The 21,737-nt window shown below is 29.3% G+C and carries 16 protein-coding genes and 2 pseudogenes; 10 read left to right on the top strand and 8 right to left on the bottom strand.

Features of this window, described 5'->3' with window-relative positions; translation table 11 throughout:
* Positions 1-437: 437 nt before the first annotated feature.
* From IR152_RS20090 to IR152_RS14080, 3 genes and pseudogenes are all read left to right on the top strand, one after another.
* Positions 438-1,349: pseudogene (locus tag IR152_RS20090) on the top strand (hypothetical protein); the annotation flags it as partial.
* A 33-nt stretch (positions 1,350-1,382) separates the two neighbouring features.
* Complete coding sequence (locus IR152_RS20095) at positions 1,383-1,775, top strand: hypothetical protein (protein ID WP_255624816.1); 393 nt, start codon at positions 1,383-1,385, stop codon at positions 1,773-1,775.
* 174 nt (positions 1,776-1,949) lie between these two features.
* Positions 1,950-2,336: a hypothetical protein gene (locus IR152_RS14080; RefSeq protein WP_227452573.1), complete on the top strand. Its 387-nt coding sequence runs from the start codon at positions 1,950-1,952 to the stop codon at positions 2,334-2,336.
* 178 nt (positions 2,337-2,514) lie between these two features.
* Here IR152_RS14080 and IR152_RS14085 read toward each other — a convergent pair whose 3' ends face one another.
* The 3 genes from IR152_RS14085 to IR152_RS14095 form a co-directional block, all read right to left on the bottom strand.
* Positions 2,515-4,734: an EAL domain-containing protein gene (locus IR152_RS14085; RefSeq protein WP_227452574.1), complete on the bottom strand. Its 2,220-nt coding sequence runs from the start codon at positions 4,732-4,734 to the stop codon at positions 2,515-2,517.
* 243 nt (positions 4,735-4,977) lie between these two features.
* Positions 4,978-6,372, bottom strand: a complete 1,395-nt coding sequence (gene gltA / locus IR152_RS14090; protein WP_227452575.1) for an NADPH-dependent glutamate synthase — start codon at positions 6,370-6,372, stop codon at positions 4,978-4,980.
* Positions 6,372-7,265, bottom strand: coding sequence for a sulfide/dihydroorotate dehydrogenase-like FAD/NAD-binding protein (locus tag IR152_RS14095; protein WP_009905491.1), 894 nt, complete (start codon positions 7,263-7,265; stop codon positions 6,372-6,374). The genes gltA and IR152_RS14095 overlap by 1 nt, the downstream gene beginning before the upstream one ends.
* Positions 7,266-7,884: 619 nt before the next feature.
* On the opposite strand from IR152_RS14095, the gene IR152_RS14100 reads away from it, so the two are divergent.
* Positions 7,885-8,736 carry a sulfurtransferase gene (locus IR152_RS14100; protein ID WP_227452576.1) on the top strand — a complete coding sequence of 284 codons (852 nt, stop codon included), beginning with the start codon at positions 7,885-7,887 and terminating at the stop codon, positions 8,734-8,736.
* Positions 8,737-8,865: 129 nt separating this feature from the next.
* Here IR152_RS14100 and ggt read toward each other — a convergent pair whose 3' ends face one another.
* Positions 8,866-10,479: a gamma-glutamyltransferase gene (gene ggt / locus IR152_RS14105; protein ID WP_227452577.1), complete on the bottom strand. Its 1,614-nt coding sequence runs from the start codon at positions 10,477-10,479 to the stop codon at positions 8,866-8,868.
* A 527-nt stretch (positions 10,480-11,006) separates the two neighbouring features.
* On the opposite strand from ggt, the pseudogene IR152_RS14110 reads away from it, so the two are divergent.
* The 5 genes and pseudogenes from IR152_RS14110 to IR152_RS14130 all read left to right on the top strand — a co-directional run bounded on the left by IR152_RS14110 (position 11,007) and on the right by IR152_RS14130 (position 15,773).
* A pseudogene (locus IR152_RS14110) lies at positions 11,007-11,682 on the top strand (response regulator transcription factor).
* Between the two features lie 165 nt (positions 11,683-11,847).
* Positions 11,848-12,516, top strand: a complete 669-nt coding sequence (locus tag IR152_RS14115) for an ATP-binding protein (RefSeq protein ID WP_227452578.1) — start codon at positions 11,848-11,850, stop codon at positions 12,514-12,516.
* A gap of 110 nt (positions 12,517-12,626) precedes the next feature.
* A complete protein-coding gene (locus IR152_RS14120) occupies positions 12,627-13,856 on the top strand; it encodes an efflux RND transporter periplasmic adaptor subunit (protein WP_227452579.1) in 1,230 nt (409 codons plus the stop codon).
* 7 nt (positions 13,857-13,863) lie between these two features.
* Positions 13,864-14,538: an ABC transporter ATP-binding protein gene (locus IR152_RS14125; RefSeq protein WP_227452580.1), complete on the top strand. Its 675-nt coding sequence runs from the start codon at positions 13,864-13,866 to the stop codon at positions 14,536-14,538.
* A 2-nt stretch (positions 14,539-14,540) separates the two neighbouring features.
* Positions 14,541-15,773 (top strand): ABC transporter permease, encoded by a 1,233-nt coding sequence (locus IR152_RS14130; protein WP_227452581.1) that lies wholly within the window; start codon positions 14,541-14,543, stop codon positions 15,771-15,773.
* Between the two features lie 251 nt (positions 15,774-16,024).
* Here the strand turns inward: IR152_RS14130 and IR152_RS14135 are convergent, their stop codons facing one another.
* From IR152_RS14135 to IR152_RS14150, 4 genes are all read right to left on the bottom strand, one after another.
* Positions 16,025-17,290 (bottom strand): dihydroorotase, encoded by a 1,266-nt coding sequence (locus IR152_RS14135; RefSeq protein WP_227452582.1) that lies wholly within the window; start codon positions 17,288-17,290, stop codon positions 16,025-16,027.
* A 52-nt stretch (positions 17,291-17,342) separates the two neighbouring features.
* Entirely contained in the window at positions 17,343-18,491 is a 1,149-nt protein-coding gene (locus IR152_RS14140; protein WP_227452583.1) for a DUF362 domain-containing protein, read from the bottom strand.
* A gap of 91 nt (positions 18,492-18,582) precedes the next feature.
* Entirely contained in the window at positions 18,583-19,128 is a 546-nt protein-coding gene (locus IR152_RS14145) for an NADH peroxidase (protein ID WP_009889371.1), read from the bottom strand.
* 221 nt (positions 19,129-19,349) lie between these two features.
* Positions 19,350-20,315 (bottom strand): DMT family transporter, encoded by a 966-nt coding sequence (locus IR152_RS14150; RefSeq protein WP_227452584.1) that lies wholly within the window; start codon positions 20,313-20,315, stop codon positions 19,350-19,352.
* 396 nt (positions 20,316-20,711) lie between these two features.
* Between IR152_RS14150 and IR152_RS14155 the strand changes: the two genes are divergently transcribed.
* Positions 20,712-21,593: a polysaccharide deacetylase family protein gene (locus IR152_RS14155; RefSeq protein WP_227452585.1), complete on the top strand. Its 882-nt coding sequence runs from the start codon at positions 20,712-20,714 to the stop codon at positions 21,591-21,593.
* The last annotated feature ends 144 nt before the right edge of the window (positions 21,594-21,737 follow it).

Below are 21,737 nucleotides of genomic sequence, written 5' to 3' on the forward strand. Positions count from 1 at the left end.
TTTCACATATTACAAGGGAGGTGCAAATGCCCTCCCTTAATATTAACTACTTTTTAAATATTAATTTTATATATCTATTATATACCACTTTAATCAAAAAACCAAACTTTTCTAGTATAAAATTTTTTTAACAGATAAAAATAAAGTGAATATATAGAATATCCTTAGTAATATACCCATATTTTCTAAGTTAAAACTACTATTTAATACTTTATTTAAAAAGAATAAAGTACGAACTCGAAATAAAAACACACATGAATATCATAATAATATAAAAATTAATAAACAAATTTCATTAATAAATTTAGACATATTTTTTCCTAACTAAAATAAACCGATAAAAAAATTTTATAATATATAATTCACAACCTCAATATGAACTTGTGTCCACCTAGTTTCATAATATATAAGAGTAACTAATTAAATGGAATTAATTTATGGTTACAAAATATTATAATAAAGGAGATAAGTTAATGGATAATTGTTCAGGTAATCATTATCATAAAGGATGCAATTCATGTTGCGATTCTTGTGAATATTTTCCATGTTGTATAACTGGTCCACGAGGACCAAAAGGTGCTACCGGTCCACAAGGGCCTACTGGGGCTACTGGTCCACAAGGGCCTACTGGTCCGGGAGTAGGAGCAACTGGCCCTACTGGAAATACTGGTCCTACTGGGGCTACTGGTCCTACTGGCTTTGGTATAACTGGGCCTACTGGAAATACTGGACCTACTGGCGCCACTGGTATCACTGGAATTACTGGGCCTACTGGAAATACTGGGCCTACTGGCTTTGGTATAACTGGGCCTACTGGCGCCACTGGTATCACTGGAATCACTGGACCTACTGGAAATACTGGGCCTACTGGCGCCACTGGTATCACTGGAATTACTGGGCCTACTGGTGCTACTGGAAATACAGGACCTACTGGTATCACAGGAATCACTGGACCTACTGGGCCTACTGGAGCTACTGGCTTTGGTATAACTGGTCCTACTGGAAATACTGGACCTACTGGCGCCACTGGTATCACAGGAATCACTGGGCCTACTGGAAATACTGGGCCTACTGGCGCCACTGGTATCACAGGAATTACTGGACCTACTGGAAATACTGGTCCTACTGGGGTTACTGGTCCTACTGGCTTTGGTATAACTGGTCCTACTGGAAATACTGGACCTACTGGCGCCACTGGTATCACAGGAATCACTGGGCCTACTGGAGCTACTGGACCTACTGGCGCCACTGGTATCACAGGAATCACTGGGCCTACTGGAGCTACTGGGCCTACTGGCTTTGGTATAACTGGGCCTACTGGAAATACTGGGCCTACTGGCGCCACTGGAGGAATATTAAGTTTTGCAGACTTTTTTGCATTAATGCCTCCTGATAATGCAGCAACAGTTGCACCTGGTATTGATGTAAGCTTTCCTCAGGATGGACCCTCTGGCGGTTCAGTTATTACACGTATAAGCCCTAGTGCATTCAACTTGTCATTAATTGGCACATATCAAATATTATTTCAAGTTGGTGTAGATGAAGCAGGACAATTAATTTTAACCCTTAATGGTGCTGATCTATTATACACTGTGGTTGGTCGAGCAACAGGTACTTCTCAAATTATAGGTATGGCACTTGTTACTACCAGTACTATTAATTCAACACTAACAGTAAGAAATCCTGCAGGTAATTCAACAGCATTAACAATTACACCTCTTGCAGGTGGAACAAGACCTGTTTCTGCACATCTTGTTATAACACAACTTTCATAAAACAAATAATGTTAAGCAAGTGAGGTAATTGTTACAAAAACATTAAAAAACAAACTTAATATTAATTCGAATATAAAAATAATAGAGCTGTCTCAAAATTGAGACAGCCTTATCTTTTGACAAAAAATAAAAAACAGATTCCTAGGAACCCATAATCTATGTAACAATTGTGATATGAAAAATGGACAATTAGAATATGCTTATAATGTTCAAATTGATGTTGAAAGTAATCATATAATGATTTTAGATGTTAGCAGTAACAAATCTGATGTAACTAAACTTATACCATATATTTTAGATAATATAAAAAACAATTACAATAAAGAATTTAAAAATATTGTTTGTGATTATAGATATGAAAGTGAAGAAAACTATAAGTATTTAAAAGAAAATAATTTAAATTCTTATATCAAACCATTAAATTATAAGCAAATTAAAAAGAAAATATGTGCATTTTATTATATAAAAATAAATTTAAAAGGTAATAGCATGATGATACAAATAGTGGCTTTAGGGCAATATTCCAAAGAAAATAGTTATATTAAATTGATAAATATTTAAATTAAATTTATCTAATACTTAACATGTTCATTTTATATTCTCCATAATTTTTTTATTTTTACTACAATACTATAATATCGTGAATATACTGCTTTAACCATAAAAATACCCTAACAATTAGCTTACATATTTGTAAGTCAATTGTTAGGGTACCTCATAGTCTAATAGTTATTAATCATTAATCAAATTTAAAGCTTAAATGATTTTCAAATTCATCTAATGGCATAGGTTTAGCAAATAAGTATCCTTGAACTTTATCACAACCTATTTCTTTTAAGAATTCTACTTGCTCATAAGTTTCTACTCCTTCACAGATTACTTCAATATTAATTGCTTTTGCCATCTCCACTATTTTAGAAATAATAATTTTTCCACGTTTTGTATCTGTTGTTTCAATTAAAAATCCTCTATCTAATTTTAAAACATCAAAAGAAAGGTCTTTTAATAGATTTAAAGATGAATATCCTGAACCAAAGTCATCCATTGATATAAGAAATCCTATTTTTTTAATCTTTTTCATTATATTAATCAATATGTTTAAGTTATCAAATACAACACTTTCTGTTAGTTCAAGTTCGATAAACTCAGGAGATATATTGTATTTATTTATCAAATCAGTTATATTTTCTATAAAATTATCTCTGTATAAATGAACCCTAGACATATTTACAGATATTGGTACAGGAGTATATCCTTTATTTATCCACTTATTCAAGGTTTTGCATACTTCTTCAAATACGAACATATCAATATTTACAATGAAACCATTCTTTTCAAATAAAGGTATAAAATCTGCAGGTGAAATAAATCCCAGTTCTGGGCTATTCCATCTTATCAAAGCTTCTGCTCCTTTAATTTCATTTATATCATTTAGACTATACTTAGGCTGATAATGCAATATAAATTCACCTTTTTCTAGAGCTTTATTCATATTATCTTCCAATTGTTTTTCCTTATACAATCGATTCCTTGTATCTTCATTAAAAAACGAATATGAATGTTCATATTTTTCCTTTTTACTTTTTGCTGCAATATTTGCCCTATCAATTAACAAGTCAATCTTTTTAATATCATCTTTTTTAGTAACCTTATATATACCACTTGACATAACAATTTTATATTTAGATGAATTAATAGTTTTTAAATTGCAAATTTCATTATTTATTTTAGACAATCTATCTAAAAGTTTGTCTTCAGTATCACAAGAAATCAACAATATAAAATGGTCATTATCCATCCTAGCACAAATTTCATATTTATTCATATTATTATTTAAAACCTGTGCTATATGTATTAATATCTTATTTCCTTCAGCATAACCAAACATCTCATTTATGTATTTAAATTTATTGACATCTAATTGCACCAAGTAAAAATTATCCTGATAATAATTCTTTAAAATATACATAGAATCTTTTCTAAACTTTTCTTTGTTTTTTATTCCGCTTAAAGAATCATAATAAGCTAGTTTCTTAAGTCGTTCTATTAATTTAGCATTACTTAATTTCCACAATATCATAAATATTACTATATAAAAATACAATTTGATTATAAAATTAACTATCAGACTTTTAAAATTCTTAAATATATTACATTTTAATACTAAAGTCCAATTAGTACACTTTACATTCGTATATTTTATGTTATATAATCTCCAATTATCCCAAGATAAAAAATTATCTTGATGCTTTTGATTTATATTTTTTAAGGTTTTATTTTTAGTCGTTCTTATAATATTTCCTTCTAAAGTAAGCATCTTACTTTTATCATTTACATACTTTTTATTTGGATGAGAAATAATAGTATAATCTTTATCTATCATTAGAAATTTAATAGAATCATCAAAACAGCTTCTATTTATTAAATTATTTACATCTTGAAAATAAAAAGAAGCAAAAATGGTTCCAAAAACCTCATTATTTTTTATAATAGGTACATATATAATAAATACTTTATCACCTGTCACATTGCTAACTTCAATATCTGATACTACTACTTGCTTTGTTTTAATTGCTTTCTCAAAACTAGGCTTATCTTTTATTTGGCTAACCTTTTCCCTATATGTACTTGAAGTATTTCCTTTTGTATCCGTTATACCAATCATAAAAATATTATATTCTTTTTGATATGGTGTTAATAATTTTCCTTTTTCAATTAAAGATGTTTCACTATTAGAAAATCTATCATCTTGACTAAGAGCTTTTAATAAAGATGTGTTTACTTTTAAATAGTCTTCAAGTTCTCTTTTTGACGCCTCAATCATATTTCTAGAAGTAACTTCCATATAATTACTTGCATACATAATAGTGCTTGTTAAATCAATTAAAACTAATAGTATTAATAAAATTAATATATGCTTAAAAGCTAGCCCACCAAATACTTTTTCATTTCTTTTCATATTAAAATACCATTAATTATACAATTTGTTTTTCTGTTATCTAAGATTAAATTTAACAAATTTGATTTTATTCTCCACACATTACTCCCTCCTTATAAAACCTTTACTTATATATTTTATCATAATTACACAGAACTATGTTACTTAGTATCAAATATTACAATAATAACTGTTACATTATTACACAATCAAAAAATACCAAACTAGAAATTATATTCTAGATTGGTATTTTTAATTTACAAATTAAGCATTAACTTTTGCTTTTAAGTATTCATCTATTGAAGCTGCTGCTGTTTTTCCAGCACCCATTGCAGATATTACCGTTGCTGCTCCAGTAACAGCATCTCCACCTGCAAATACACCTTCTTTAGAAGTCTGACCATTTTCATCCGTTATTAGACATCTCTTCTTATTTATATCAAGACTCTTTGTTGTAGAAGATATTAATGGATTTGGACTTGTTCCAAGTGACATTATAACTGTATCTACATCAAGTACAAATTCAGAACCTTCTATTTCTATAGGTCTTCTTCTTCCAGAATCGTCTGGCTCTCCTAATTCCATTCTTATACAAACCATACCTTTAACATATCCATTTTCATCTACTAAAATTTCTTTAGGATTTGTTAATGTATTAAATATAATACCTTCTTCTTTTGCATGGTGAACTTCTTCAGCTCTTGCTGGAAGCTCTTTTTCACTTCTTCTATAAACTATATATGATTCTGAACCTAATCTTAGTGCAGTTCTAGCAGCGTCCATAGCAACATTTCCACCACCCACTACAGCAACTTTTTTACCAGAACTAATAGGTGTATCATAGTCATCTCTATAAGCTTTCATTAAGTTTACTCTAGTTAAAAACTCATTTGCAGAAAATACTCCATTTGCATTTTCTCCTGGTATGTTCATAAACATTGGAAGACCAGCTCCTGAACCTATGAATATAGCTTCAAATCCTTCATCTTCTATAAGTTCATCTACTGTAATTGTTTTACCAACAATTACATTAGTTTCTATTTTTACACCCAATTTTCTTATATTATCTATTTCAGGTTGAACAACAGCTTGTTTTGGAAGTCTAAATTCAGGTATTCCATAAGTTAAAACTCCACCTGGCTCATGCATTGCTTCGAAAATTGTTACATCATAACCTTTTTTAGCTAAATCACCAGCACAAGCTAGACCTGCTGGACCACTTCCTATTACTGCTACCTTTTGATTTTTCTTAGGCTCTGTATCAGATAAATTTATATCATTTTCTTTTGACCAATCTGCTACAAATCTTTCTAGTTTACCTATTGACACGGCATCTGATTTTATTCCAAGTATACACACACCTTCACATTGACTTTCTTGTGGGCATACTCTACCACAAACAGCCGGTAATGAACTGCTCTTAGCTATTACTTTAGCAGCACCTTCTATATCATCTTCTTTAATTTTTGTTATAAATCCTGGGATGTCGATTCCTACTGGACATCCACCTACACATTTTGGTTTTTTACAAGCTAGACATCTATTAGCCTCTGCTATAGCCTCTTCTTTATTATATCCTAAACATACTTCATCAAAATTTGTTGCTCTAACAGCAGGTTCTTGTTCTCTAACTGGTACTTTTACTTTTTTAGCATCCATTATTTGTTACCTCCACATCCACAATTACTATGATGATGACTATCGCCTTCTTCAAGTTTTAGCATAGCTCTTCCCTCTTGAGTCTTATACATAGATTGTCTTCTCATTGCTTGATCAAAATCAACTAAATGACCATCAAATTCAGGACCATCTACACATGCAAACTTAGTTTCATTTCCAACGCTAACTCTACAACCACCACACATACCTGTTCCATCAATCATTATTGTATTTAAACTTACTATAGTAGGTATATTTAGCTCTTTAGTTAATTGACACATAAATTTCATCATTATCATTGGTCCAATTACTATCGCTTGGTCGTATTTTTTGCCTTGATTATCAACTAAATCTTTTAATAGGTCTGTAACTCTTCCATTAAATCCATATGTACCATCATCTGTTGATACGTATACATTTTTAGCTACTTTTTTCATATCATCTTCTAATATAATTAATTCTTTAGTTCTTGCACCAATTATTACATCTACATCTAATCCATGCTCTTTAAACCATTTAACTTGTGGATACACTGGAGCAGAACCAACTCCACCAGCTACAAATAATATTTTTTTATTTTTTAATTCTTCTATATCTTCATGTATAAATTCACTTGCTTGTCCTAGTGGGCCTACAAAGTCCATTACAAAATCGTTTTCTTCAAACATTGCTAACTTTTTAGTTGAAGCACCAACTGTTTGGAATACAATAGTTACTGTTCCTTTTTCTCTATCATAGTCAGCTATTGTAAGAGGAATTCTTTCTCCCTTTTCGTCATTTTTAATTATTATAAATTGACCAGGTTGAGAAGATTTTGCAACTCTAGGTGCCTCTATTTCCATTAAATAAATACTATCTGTTAATTGTCTCTTACTAACTATTTTATTACTCATCTCGCTATTCTCCATTCTAACAAATATATTTTTCCCACTTTAAATTTAATTAAAAACATAAACACACAAAACTATAACTTTTTATAATACAATATTAGTCCTTGATTAAATGTTTTGTATTGGACATCCCCCCTATAGTAATTGTAACTGCCCAAATTACAAATAGTTGATATTAACAAATTTCTTTTAACTGCCAATAAAAACTAAGTCTATATCATATGTCTAATTTGTTATAGATTTAACCTAATACACATTTAAAGTATACTATATTATGCCAAATTTGTAACAAAAATTTTATAAATACATAATAAAATTTTTTTATTCAATTATTTACTTAATAAATTAACTTGGATTTTCATAATAATACTAATTTCTTTAAAAATTAAACGTGTATAAGACTTTAATCTATTGCAATATCATCTTTCATATTGTATAAAATATGCTCTTATTTTATTATATATCTAAAATTTTCAATATTCATTAATTATTTGAATTTTTATATAAAATTTTTACAATTTCTAAAGATTTATTTACTTATGTAATAAATTATAATAATATTAGCTTATAAAGTTAATAATTAATATAAATTAAAAGAATATAAACATAGGAGGTACATTCTTTGAAAAACATTATTTCTGCAAAAGAACTTATATCAAAAATAAAACAAAATGATAATCTAGTTGTAATAGATTGTAGATTTGACCTTATCAATAGAACTTATGGTATTGATTCTTATAAAAAAGGACACATAAAAGGCAGTTTCATCTTAGATATAGACAAGGATTTATCATCTCCTACAAAAGAACATGGTGGTAAAAATCCTTTACAAGACCCTTTAATATTAAAAGAAAAATTAGAAAAAATGGGTGTTGATAACGACACTACGATTGTAACTTATGATGATGGAGATTTAAATGGAGCTTGTAGATTATTTTTCCAATTAAAACACTTGGGTCTTAAAAATGTCTATGTACTAGATGGAGGAATAACATCTTTCGTGAAGGAAGGTGGAGAATTAGAAGAGAAAGTAAATATACCAAATTGTACAGGTAAGGAGATTAAACCAAATATAAATAATGATTTGGTTGTCCCAATGGAATACGTTAAATCTAAATTATACAAAAAGGATACTGTAATAATAGATTGTCGTGCCAATGAAAGATATCAGGGTTTAGTTGAACCTGCTTACTCAAAAGCTGGTCATATACCAAGTGCAAAAAATTATTTTTGTAAGGATTTAATAAAAAGTGATTTTGAAAATGGCTCACTTAAAGACATAAAATTTTTAAAAGAATTCTTTAAAGATTTAAATAATTATGATGAAGTAATTTTATCTTGTGGTTCAGGGATATCTGCTTGTGTTAACAGTCTTGCCCTTAGAGAACTTGATATACCTCATAAGATTTATATTGGTAGCTTTAGTGACTGGATTAGTTATGACGACAATGAAATTAAAACTGGTCAAGAATAGAGCTAATAATATATAAAACCAGTATAATACCTTAAATTTTGTAAAGGCGTTAGTCATTGTAGACTTTCGCCTTTAATTATTATTTTAGACACCCTTTAAATTCATTATATATATTTTTAGTTGATAATATTAATAAACTGCAACATGACCATCACATCTTGATTCTGTCCCACAAATATAACTCTCTTGTTCCGTTTTAAATATTATTTGACCTCGCCCCATGTCGACAGTATCATGAATTACTTTTATTTCATGACCTTTTTCAATTAATGAATCTATTATAGGCTTTGGCATCTCTGATTCAACTTCTATTTCCTTTCCTTTTATCCACTGCCATCTTGGAGCATCTAGTGCCTCTTGAGGATTTAAGCCAAAGTCTATCATATTTGTTAGCACTTGAATATGTCCTTGTGGTTGCATAAAGGCTCCCATTACACCAAATGGCCCTATAGCTTTATCTTCTTTACCTAAAAATCCAGGTATTATAGTATGATAAGGTTTTTTAAATGGTTTTACTACATTATGGTGTTCAGGGTCTAAATTAAAATTATTACCTCTACTATGTAAAGCAATTCCAGTGTTTGGTATAACAATTCCAGAACCAAAGTTTATATAATTACTCTGTATGTATGAAACCATATTTCCATCCTTGTCTGCAGTACAAAGATATACTGTACCACCACAATACGGCTCTCCTGCAGTTGGATACAAAGCCTTTTTATTATCAATTAATAAACTTCTTTTTTTTGCATACTCTTGGCTTAGTAATTCCTGAACCTTTACTTTCATATGTTCTATATCTGTTACATAAGTTTTAGAATCTGCAAAAGCCAATTTTAAACTCTCTATAATCTTATGTATATCTTCTACATTTTCTATATTTCCTTCTATCTCCAGTTCTTTTAATATATTAAGTGCCATTAAAACTGTTATTCCATGTCCATTTGGCGGGATTTCAAATATTTTATATCCTTTATATTCTGTACTTATAGGCTCTACCCATGTTGGGTAAAAACACTCTAAATCACTCTTTCTTATAGCCCCATCAAACTTTCTAGAATATTCATCTATTTTATCAGCAAGTCTTCCTCTATAAAAACTTTCAGCTTGAGTGTTTGCTATTTCTTCTAAGGTACTCGCCTGTTCTTCACATATAAATACATCTCCAGCTTCTGGAGCTTTACCATCTTTAGAAAATGTATCAAACCATGGCTTGAACTCTTCCCCAACAAACTCTTGTTCATATAGTTCATATGATTTTTTCCATACCTTAGCTACATTAGGAGATACTACGTAACCATCTCTTGCATAGTTTATCGCTGGAGATAAGCATTCCATTAAGCTAAGTTTCCCATATTTTTTATTTAATTCTGACCAAGCCGCAGGTATTCCAGGTACAGTTACTGCTCCAAACCCATATTTTGGCATTTCTTTGATATTATTATAATTTTTTAATTCCATCTTTTCTGGAGCAAAACCACTAGAGTTTAAACCATACAAACGTTTTTCTTCCTCTATCCAAACAAGGGCATATGCATCTCCTCCAATACCATTGCTTGTAGGCTCTACTACTGCTAATGTGGCAGCTGTTGCAACTGCTGCGTCAATAGCATTTCCACCTTTTTTTAGTATTTCAAGCCCAGCTTGAGATGCTAGTGGTGTTGATGTTGCAACTGCTCCATTTTTAGCATACACGACATTTCTTATTGATGAATATTTATGTTGGTAAGCATTAAACTTCATAAATTTCAGCTCCTTGTCATTTTTTATTTAATATTTTGCTTAGATTTATTATATAACATCAGGTAATATAACTGATATAAAATGATATAAAATGATATAAAATATAAACTTTTTCCTATATTTAATTTCATCATTAAAAAATATCTTAATTTTAATTCTAATATTTTCTATCTTCACTTAAATAAGTCTTTTTATTCAAAAAATACATCTAATTCTTTTAAATAAAAAATAATTTATTATTTATTCTGTTATCATGTTTTGAGCATATTTTAATGTTAAGAAATAATATATGAAGTATCCTATTATAATAAATGACCAGAGTTATGATAATTGGTGCAAGTAATGACCTTGGTATAAACTTTTGTGCTATCGACATAGCAAATAAATTATGAACTGTACCTACAACTAATGGAAGTAAAATATAGTTATTCTAATATAATTATTTTAAATAATAAGGTAGAAAAATTTTAACTTATCAAGTAGAATATAGTTATGTTAATATAACTATTTTGAATTAGGAGGTAATAATGTTTAAAATAATGGTAATTGAAGATGATGCCTCATTGAAAAATATCATAGCAGAATGTCTTTCTAAATGAGGACATGATGTGCATCAAATAGAAAATCTTGAAAATATAATAGAAGAGTTTAGAAACTATAAACCACAATTAGTTTTATTGGATATAAACCTTCCATTTTATGATGGCTTTCATTGGTGTAATGAAATAAGAAAAATTTCAAAAGTTCCTATAATCTTTATTTCTTCAAGAAATTCTAATATGGATGTAATAATGGGTGTAAATCTAGGTGCAGATGATTATATACAAAAACCATTTTCTATAGATGTCTTAGTAGCTAAAGTTAATGCCCTTTTAAGAAGAACTTATAATTTTATTGAGAATAATTCAAATCAGATTGTTCACAATGATGTTACTTTAGATTTATCAACTGCAACCATAAGTTATGAAGACAACACTACTCAGCTAACAAAAAATGAAATTAAAATTCTTCATAAACTTATGAAATACAAAGATCAGATAGTAAGTAGAAATAAACTCATGAAAAAAATTATGGGAAAATGATTGGTTTGTAGATGATAATACATTAACTGTCAATGTAAATAGAATACGCTCAAAATTAAATGAAATTTGTCTGGAAGATTTTATAGAAACAAAAAGAGGATTGGGTTATATAATCAGTTAAAATAACTCTAAGTAGGTGAATTTATGAGATTTAAAGATTTCCTCAAAGATAAAATAGGTTTTTTAGTATACAATTTTACTTTCTTAATTTTTACAATAGCTGTTATTATATTTTCTCCTGTAGATATTTTTCTAATTGATACTATTTTATATATATTAATTGTAAATGTTGTGTTTTTATAATTATCAATATCAGTGCAATAACATAATAAACAATAATATTAAGAAGTTTGAAGAAAATAAAGAGATTTTGAATATGTGGGTACATGATGTAAAAATGCCTATTGCTATAATAAAACTTATCCTCGAGCAAAATGAAAATTTAATTGATGAAAAAATTTTATATTTATCGAGACTTGATGATTTTCATAAGGATTTTTTGATTCAAGAAGTAAATATCGAAAAAATTATTAGGGATATTATAAGAAAATACTCAAAGTATTTTATTTCAAAAAAAATTATTTTAAACTTAAATCATTTGAATTTTAAAGTTTTATATGATGAAAAATGGCTCTACTTCATATTCGAGCAATTATTGAGTAATTCCCTAAAATACTCCTTATTAGGAGATAATATATCTATCTATTGCAAAAAAACCAAAAATTATTTACAATTAAGAGTGGAAGATACTGGCTGTGGTATAAAAAAGGAAGATTTAAATCGAATATTCAGTAAAGGATTTACAGGTAATAATGGAAGAAATAATTCTAAATCTACAGGGCTTGGACTTTATTTAGTAAAAGAACTTTGTGACAAACTTGGTCATAAAATTGATGTAGATTCAGAGTACAATCAATATACAAAATTTACTATTACATTTAAATGTGATTTATAGTATCTTATTATTGATAGTTTATTTTCATTAACTTATATTCAACTTCTTATAGTAATTCTATATGTACATCCCAGTATATAATAAGTAGTTTTTATAAAAAGGAGGAAGACATGTCTTTTCTAAAAAAATTTAAAAATAAAAAATTTAGAAATAACAGTTTTAAAAGTAGCAACTTTAGAAATAACAGTTTTGGAAGCAGTAGCTTCAAGTCTAAAAATAAAGGTTTTAAAAACAATCCCTTTAAAAATAAAAGATTCAAAACATATTTAGGCATAGTAATAATCATACTTTTAATTCTAGGAGTGCTTGCTTATGTTGATTCAAAAAACATTAGATTACAAGCTAAGGAAAACTTTATCGAAACATATACTATTCCTGAAAATGAAAAAATATTTATAAATGGTATGGTTATTCCTAAGCAAACTAAGGACTTCAATATATCTGGAGATTATGAGCTAAGTGATGTTAATGTTACAAATGGTCAAAAAGTAAATCAAGGAGACCTTCTTTTTACTGCCAAAAATCCAACTATAATAGCAGAAATAGATAGTTTAAAATCACAACTTAGTCAATACAAAAAACAAAAAATATCACTTTATAATATTGCTGAAAATAGAGATGCTATTGCTTCTATAAATGCTCAGATAACTGCTTTAAACTCTCAGATAACTTCTCTGGATAGAAAAGCATATGACAGAGTTACTGCTCCTTTTGATGGCACAGTATACTTAAATAACCAAACCGGAAACCCAGACCAACCAGTCTCATTTATGACTATTCAAGGTCTAGAGTTTTATATGAAAGGACAAGCAAGTGAGCAAGATTTACCTAAAATGAAGATTGACCAAATGGTTAATATATTAGTTTTCTCAACTGACCAAAACCTTACTGGTAGAATAAACTTTATATCTGATAAACCATCTACTCCAAATACTGAGATGGGAGCTCAGCAGAATACTCTATCTTATTATGATATAAACATAACATTCGATAGTCAAGAAGGGTTAGTAAATGGATTTCATCTTCAAGCATCACTTGAAGTAGCCAATTCAAGCTTTAAAATACCAGCATCTTGTGTTCTTAAAGACAAAAAACACTCATATGTATTTAAGGATTTAGATGGTATTTTGAAAAAGCAAATTGTAGATGTAGCAAGTCAAAATGATGATTTTGCTGTAATTAGAGGCGGTATTGAACAAGGAGATATAGTAATAAAACACCCTACTAAAGAAATGAAAGAAGGAGACCCAGTTCAAGGCAATGGCGTAACTGCTGGCTCTAATAATGGAGATGCTACTCCAAACAAAGAAGTAGAAGAAGTTAATATGGATGTGAATTAATTTACATATGTTAATTAAATTAGAAAATATTCAAAAATATTACAAAGTAGGGAAAGATGAATTACATGTTTTAAAATCATTAAATTTAGAAATTGAATCTGGGGAATTTGTCATGATAATGGGCAAATCTGGTAGTGGTAAAACCACTTTACTCAATATTTTAGGTTTTCTAGATGTATTTGATGAAGGAAGGTATATATTTGACGGAACAAACGTAACTAATTTGAGTGAAAATGAACGTTCTATTTTTAGAAATCTTAATATTGGATTTGTTTTCCAACAATTTAATTTAATAGAAACTCTAAATGTATATCAAAATGTAGAGTTGCCTCTAATTTACAATAAAACGCTAAAAAAATCTGATAGAGAAGAAATTGTTAAAGATAAGTTAGATTCTGTTGGGCTTTTGGACAAGCTTAAACAGAAACCACTTCAATTATCTGGTGGTCAACAACAGCGTGTAGCCATTGCACGCTGCTTGGCAAATGACCCTCAAATAATCTTTGCAGATGAACCGACTGGGGCATTAGATAGTGAAACTAGCAGAGAAATTATGGAGCTTTTAACAAAGCTTAACAAACAAGGTAAGACTATAATAATGGTTACACATGATCAAGATTTAACTAAGTATGCAACTAAGGTTATACGACTTAAAGATGGTGTGTTTACTTCGGAGGTGTAATCATGAGTTTATTAAAAAATTCTTTGGCTAATTTAAAAGGTCACAAGCTTCGTGTATTTGTAGCTTTACTCTGGATTATAATAGGAATAACTTCAGTAATACTTGTTAGTTCTATAGGTAATGGATTTCAAAAAGAAATTAAGAAATCAGTTAATAATGTAAACCCTAATAAAACTACTATTTCATTTGAATCGGCTGATAACACAGGTCTTACTGATGATATGAGTATTTTTTTAAAACCATTTAATGCAAAAGACTTAGAAGAATTATCCTTTGTTGAAGGAGTAGAAAGAATAGCTCCTTCAAGAGATGGATTTAATCTTGATTCGGTTTACTCTTCACAAGCATCTTTTGACAAAAAGACTACGTATGTTGATGTTGGACCAGTAAAAAGAGATTCTAAAATAAATTTAATTTGTGGTAGAGATTTTTCTTTAGATGATGAAAAAAGAAAAGTAATTTTGCTTACATTACAAAGTACAAGTGAAATTTTTGAAAATCCAGAAGATGCCTTAGGTCATGGTATCAATATAAATGGAACTATATTTGAGATAATAGGGGTATTAGATGACTCTCAGCAAAACCAAGCTGGAGGATTCTTTGGAGGTTACCAAGATATACAGTTTACTACTTCCCTTATACCTAAAAAGGCTTTTGACACTTTAATGAGTCAAAATTCTTATTCAAATGAAATTTACCAGTTAGACTTAGTTTCTTCTAAAGGCTATAATGTAAATGAAGTTGCAAACAATGTCATAGCTAAATTATATGAGATGCACCCTGGTATCAATGGTTCTTATACTACACCAGACCCAACTGAACAGACAGCTTATCTTGAAAGCATTAATTCCAATGTAAACAAATATGTATCTATAATAACTGTAGTTGCAATGTTTGTTGGTGGCATTGGTGTAATGAACATAATGTATGTATCTGTTATGGAAAGGCAAAGAGAAATTGGTATAAGACGTGCTATTGGTGCAAAACCTAGGTCCATATTATTTCAATTTTTAGTTGAGGCTGTATTTATAACAGTATGTGGTGGAATTTTAGGAACTATGGTTGGATTTATAGCTACTAATTATGTTTCTAAATACATCGGATTTGAAGCCATTCCTAGTTTAAATAGCTTATTTTATGCTATTGTAGCTACTATATTAACTGGGGTTGTATTTGGTCTGATACCGGCCTTCAAAGCCTCTAAACTCGACCCTATAAAGGCAATTTATAAATAGACATTATATAAAGATTTATGATTTTTATATTTATTTATCTAAAACAAATTTAATATATAACGCACTATTATATATGATAGATTAAGAATTTAATCTTTTTCAAATATAGTAGTGCGTTATTTAGTTTCTAGTCTATTATTTCTCTTATAAAATCTGTTAAAAAAGCTTCTCTTTCTCTATATCTAAATTACGTAGATTTTAAATTTTCAAACTCTTATTTCCTCAAAGTCACTATGATTCATTTTTCTAAATTAAGCGTTATATACAATCTCTCCATTACATATTGTATAATTAACCTTACCATATAGAGACTTCCCTTTAAACGGTGAATTATCAGCTTTAGAAGCAAAGCTTTCAACTGTCCACTCTTCTTCAGGGTTGAATATAACAATATCTGCTACTGCCCCTTCTTCTATAAAGCCAATATTTAAATTGTATAGTTTCGCAGGGTTTGTAGACATTTTTTCTATTAACTGCATCATGCTAAGATGATTTTTATGCACTAAGTTTGTTATTCCAAGAGATAAAGAAGTCTCAAGCCCAATAATGCCACTTGGAGCTTTGATGAATTCTCTGTCTTTTTCTTCTTTACTATGTGGTGCATGGTCTGTTGCTATTATTTCAATAGTGCCATCATTTAATCCCTCTATAATCTTATCTCTATCCCACTTACTTCTTAGGGGTGGATTCATTTTTGCATTTGTTCCAAACTCTAATACATCTTCCTCAGTCAGTGTAAAGTGATGTGGTGAAGCCTCTGCAACTACATTTGCACCTAGATATTTTGCAAATCTAACCATATCAACAGACACACCTGAACTTATATGTTGTATATCAATCTTAGCACCAGTCTTTAGTGCCAACATACAATCTCTAGCTACCATAACATCTTCTGTAACACTTGATGCACCTTTTAATCCTAGCTCTGAAGCTATCTTTCCTGCATTCACACCTGGATTTCCAACTAAAGAAGGGTCTTCTTCATGAAAACTAAGTGGTACATTCAACTCTTTTGCCTTAATCATTGCCTCCATAATTAGATTGCTATCCATTAAAGGTAATCCATCATCAGTAAATCCTGGTACACCAGCTTTTTTAAGAGTTTCCATATCAACTAACTCTTTCCCTTCAAAACCTTTAGTTATAGCAGCTGCTTGTAAAACATTTATACATGCATTTTTTGACTTTTCTTTAACATAATTAAAAGTATCTTCATTATCTACAATAGGATTAGTATTTGCCATACATATAACAGTTGTAAATCCACCTCTAGCAGCAGATTTAGCCCCACTTTCTATATCTTCTTTATATGTAAATCCAGGGTCTCTAAAGTGTACATGTACATCTACTAAACCTGGCGCAACTACATTACCACTAGCATCTATTACTTTTTCATATTCATCACTTTCATCAAACCTACCTATCTTATAAATTTTATTTTCTTTTATAATTAAGTCAACATTCTCATCTCTCTGACTTTTAGGGTCTATTACTCTACCATTTTTAATTAAAATCATCTTATTTCTCCTTTATATTTTTAATTTATATAGACTCATATAATATTATACATTATTTTACATACTTAAATACAAAATTACGTTTGACATCAATAGCCTTTTTAGGACAAAGTTCATGGCAACAGTAACATCTTATACATTTACTTAAGTCTATAATAGCACCCTTATCCCTTATCTCTATAGTAGTTGCAGGGCAAGCTTCCTTACATTTTCCACATTTTATACAATCTTGAAATCTAACCACAGGCTTTGGTGTTATAAGCTTTGAAATAGGTTCATTTAAAAATTTTGGTAGTTTTACGGAAAACAGTCTTAAATCTTTACTTACATTTGGAACCTTGTAATCTTTTATAATTAAATCATTTATATCTTCACCTAAAGTCTCAATATCTGAAAAATCTTCTTGTATATATCCTCTCTTAATAGCACCTCTAATTGTAGCAACTCTATTTGGAAGTAAACTTATAATCTTACATGCAACAACATCTATAGCATATGGATTTTGTGATGCTAATAAGACACCTATTTCTCGAGTAGTGCCAGCTGAAGGTCCATCACCTTCCATACCTACTATCCCATCCATAATTGTCAATGTCGGCTTTACATAGTCGCAAATATCTAAAAGTACATTTTCACAAAACAATTCTTCTGTAGGAAATCTGTAATGTATTTCTGCTTTTTTCAATCCAGCTATACATCCATATAAGTTTTTTGTACCACCAGTAAAAGTTGCCATTACATGAGTCTTTAATTTACAAAGATTTATTACGTAATCTGAATCTACTATTGGTTTAATAATATCCATATATTTGAGAACATACGCTTTTTCACTATGTATCTTAACATCTGAAACATCATAATTTAACTTAATACCCAAATCATTTGCTACCCCTTCAATTCCAGATACCTTATAGATACTCTTAAGAGAACTTTGATTATATGGACCACCAGGGCTATCTGCTATTGTAATATCACAATTTAACTCTAAAAGCTTTTCACATACAACTCTTACAATCATAGGATGCGTGGTCGTAGCTTCTTCAGGTCTTTTTTTCATCAATAAATTTGGCTTTACAAGTACTTTACTCCCTTTTTTAACAAATTTATCAATTCCTCCAATATCTTCTAAATTTTTTTCAATAGAATCTCTTACTTTTTCATAATTGTAAGTTTTACAACTCCTAACAGATACTGACTTCATATTATTTCCATCCTTTTATCAAAACAATTTATTTGTATAATTCAAAAAAGGAGAAACCAAAGTTTCTCCTTTTAATCTATATTTTTAATTATTATTTTCCAAAATGTCTGTTTAATAATCCTAAGAATGCTTTACCATGTCTAGCTTCGTCTTTACACATTTCATGTACTGTATCATGTATAGCATCTAATCCTAATTCTTTTGCTCTCTTAGCTAATTTTAATTTTCCATCAGTTGCACCATATTCAGCGTCAACTCTAACTCTTAAGTTCTCTTTTGTATCTGCAACTACAACTTCTCCAAGAAGTTCTGCAAATTTAGCAGCATGCTCAGCTTCTTCAAAAGCTATTCTCTTATAAGCTTCTGCTACTTCTGGATAACCTTCTCTATCAGCTTGTCTACTCATTGCTAAGTACATTCCTACTTCTGTACACTCTCCAGTAAAGTTAGCTCTTAATCCTTCTATTATCTCTGCATCTACACCTTGAGCTACTCCTATTCTATGCTCGTCAGCCCAAACCATTTCGCCTTTCATTTCTTCGAATTTATCAGCTCCAACTTTACATACTGGACATTGTGCTGGTGCAGCATCTCCTTCATGTATATATCCACATACTGTACAAACAAATTTTTTCATAATTAATTTCCTCCCAATTTTATATAATTAAATTTTTATTTTTAAGTTTAATAACTTGCTACAAGAATATATATACCCCCGGCTTTGTAGTTTAAACACTAAAAATAAAATTATTTCCTAATTAATTTTATCACTTTGAAACGCCAGTATCAACCAAGTTTTGATGTCAAATTTCTACATAATATATAATTTATTTGATTAATTAGGAAATAATTGTCATATTAAACACTTTCCAACGAAGACTCTTCTGAGTCTTTAAGTTTTACTTTTTTGCTCTTTAATTTTACTTTTTTGCTCTTTAAAAAAGATAATTTAGTTTCTGCAGTTATGACTGCAACAAATATTAAGATGCTACCAATAACCAATTTTACTGTAATAAGTTCCTTTAGAATTATTATAGAAAATATAGTACCAAATATAGCTTCTGTGGATAATATTATAGCCGTTCTAGTTCCATCAACCTTTTTTTGACATATAGTCTGAAATAAAAATCCTATTGTAGTACTAAATACAGCTAGGTACATAGTTCCCATATAACCAGATAATTCAGCTTCCATCTTTAGTTGGCCTGCAAATGTTTGAACTACTAAAGACATTAAAAACGCTACAGTAAATTGAATAGCTGTCAATGCTATTGGGTTGTTATTTTTTGCAAACTCACTTGTAAAGAATATATGAAATGCAAATCCGAATGAACATATAAGTGTTAGTAAATCTCCAAAATTAATAGAAAAATCGGCTTCTAAAGAAAGTATCCCAATCCCTATAAGAGCTACTAAACTACTTATTATTCCTATCTTATCAAGTTTCCTTTTATAAAGTATAAATCCTATGAATGGAACTATTACAACATTTGCTGCTGTTATAAATGCATTCTTAGATGGCGTAGTGTACATAAGTCCAATGGTTTGTACTGTAAAGGCTAGAAATAAAAATATTCCTAAAATCCCTCCTGCTTTTAATAATTTTTTTCCCATATTGGCATGAATCTGTTTGAAAAACAGTAAATTCATAAATATAGCCGCTAAGAAAAATCTTAAAGTTATGATTTGTAGAGGTGTAAGCCCACCGTCTAATGCAAATTGGGTTGCTACAAAGCCACTTCCCCATATAATTGATATAAATATTAGTCCTATTTCTCCAAAGTATTTTTTCAATAAAGCCCCCTCCTTTTTATTTTTTTGCAAAATTATAAACCCCCTAAACAGCAAGAGAGTTTTTCTATAAGCATTACTATAAATTAATATAGTAAATTTTTTCAGTATTTTAAATCTAAATTTACATGCATTTTGAGCCCAAATTTATATCCACTATTTAACAGTAATATATTAATCATTTTTTGTAAACACCTTTTTAATAAATTTTTATATTTTTTTACTTATACTAAATTTTTTTATAGATAATTTTAATATTTTATAGATAATTTTGATATTTGTGATACTTTAATATTATGCAAATAATGTCATATAAGTTACACTTTAGTTATCTTGGTTACAACTTTGTCGGTTTACTTTTTCTACTTTCTTCGATATAATTATAATATATTTTTGATACAATTCGACAAAAGGGGGAATGCTGTAATCATGGTAAAAAAAAGAAAGAATAAAACTGTTGCACTTACTATAATTGTTGTAATAGTTATTGGTATTTTTTCTATGGCATGGGCGGATATGTCTAGAAAAAAAGAAATGAAAGAAACTCAGGAAAGACTTAAAGCTGAAAAATTAGAAAAAGAAAGAATTGAAAAAGAAAAAAATGAACCTATTATTGGTGCGAAAAAAGAAGCTGCAAAAGACTATGGATACGATGCAAAATTAGTTTGGGACAAACTTAGCAAATACGACTATTCAAACAATGGAGAAAAGATAGTCTTTCTTACATTTGATGATGGACCATCTACTACTAATACTCCACAAGTCCTAGATATCTTAAAGAGACATGATATTAGAGGAACTTTCTTTATTAAAGGTGATTCTCTTGAAAGAAAAGGAGCTAATGAAATTTTAAAAAGAACATTTGACGAAGGAAATGCAATAGCTCATCACTCTTATACTCATGACTACAAAAAACTATATCCTGGCAGAAGCCTAAACCTTGATACATTCGTAAATGAACTTAACAAAACTGATGAAGCTATGAAAAAAGTTTTAGGAAAGAATTTTTCCTCAAATGTAGTTAGATGCCCAGGTGGGTATATGTCATGGAAAAATATGGAACCTCTCGGAAACTACTTAAAAGAGAAAAACATGGCATCAATTGATTGGAATGCTCTAAATGCTGATGCAGAAGGTAAAAAGAAAAATGCTCAAGAGTTATTTGAACATGCAAAGAAATCTTCTGAAGGGAAAGAAATGGTCGTTCTTTTAATGCATGATACTTATGGAAAACAAGAAACAGTAAATGCATTAGACCAAATTATAACATATTTTAAAGACAATGGTTATCAGTTTAAAACTTTAATATAATAAAAAAGCAAGTTCATGGGTCTTTAAAATAAAGTGTGTATTCTTCTAAAAAATGGTGATAATTAAAATATTAAATATCACTATATAAAAGGAAGGTGCACACTTTTTATGTTTAACAAAAACGAAATATTAAAAAAACTTATT

It is taken from the genome of Clostridioides sp. ES-S-0108-01, assembly GCF_020662285.1.
Lineage (GTDB): Bacteria > Bacillota > Clostridia > Peptostreptococcales > Peptostreptococcaceae > Clostridioides.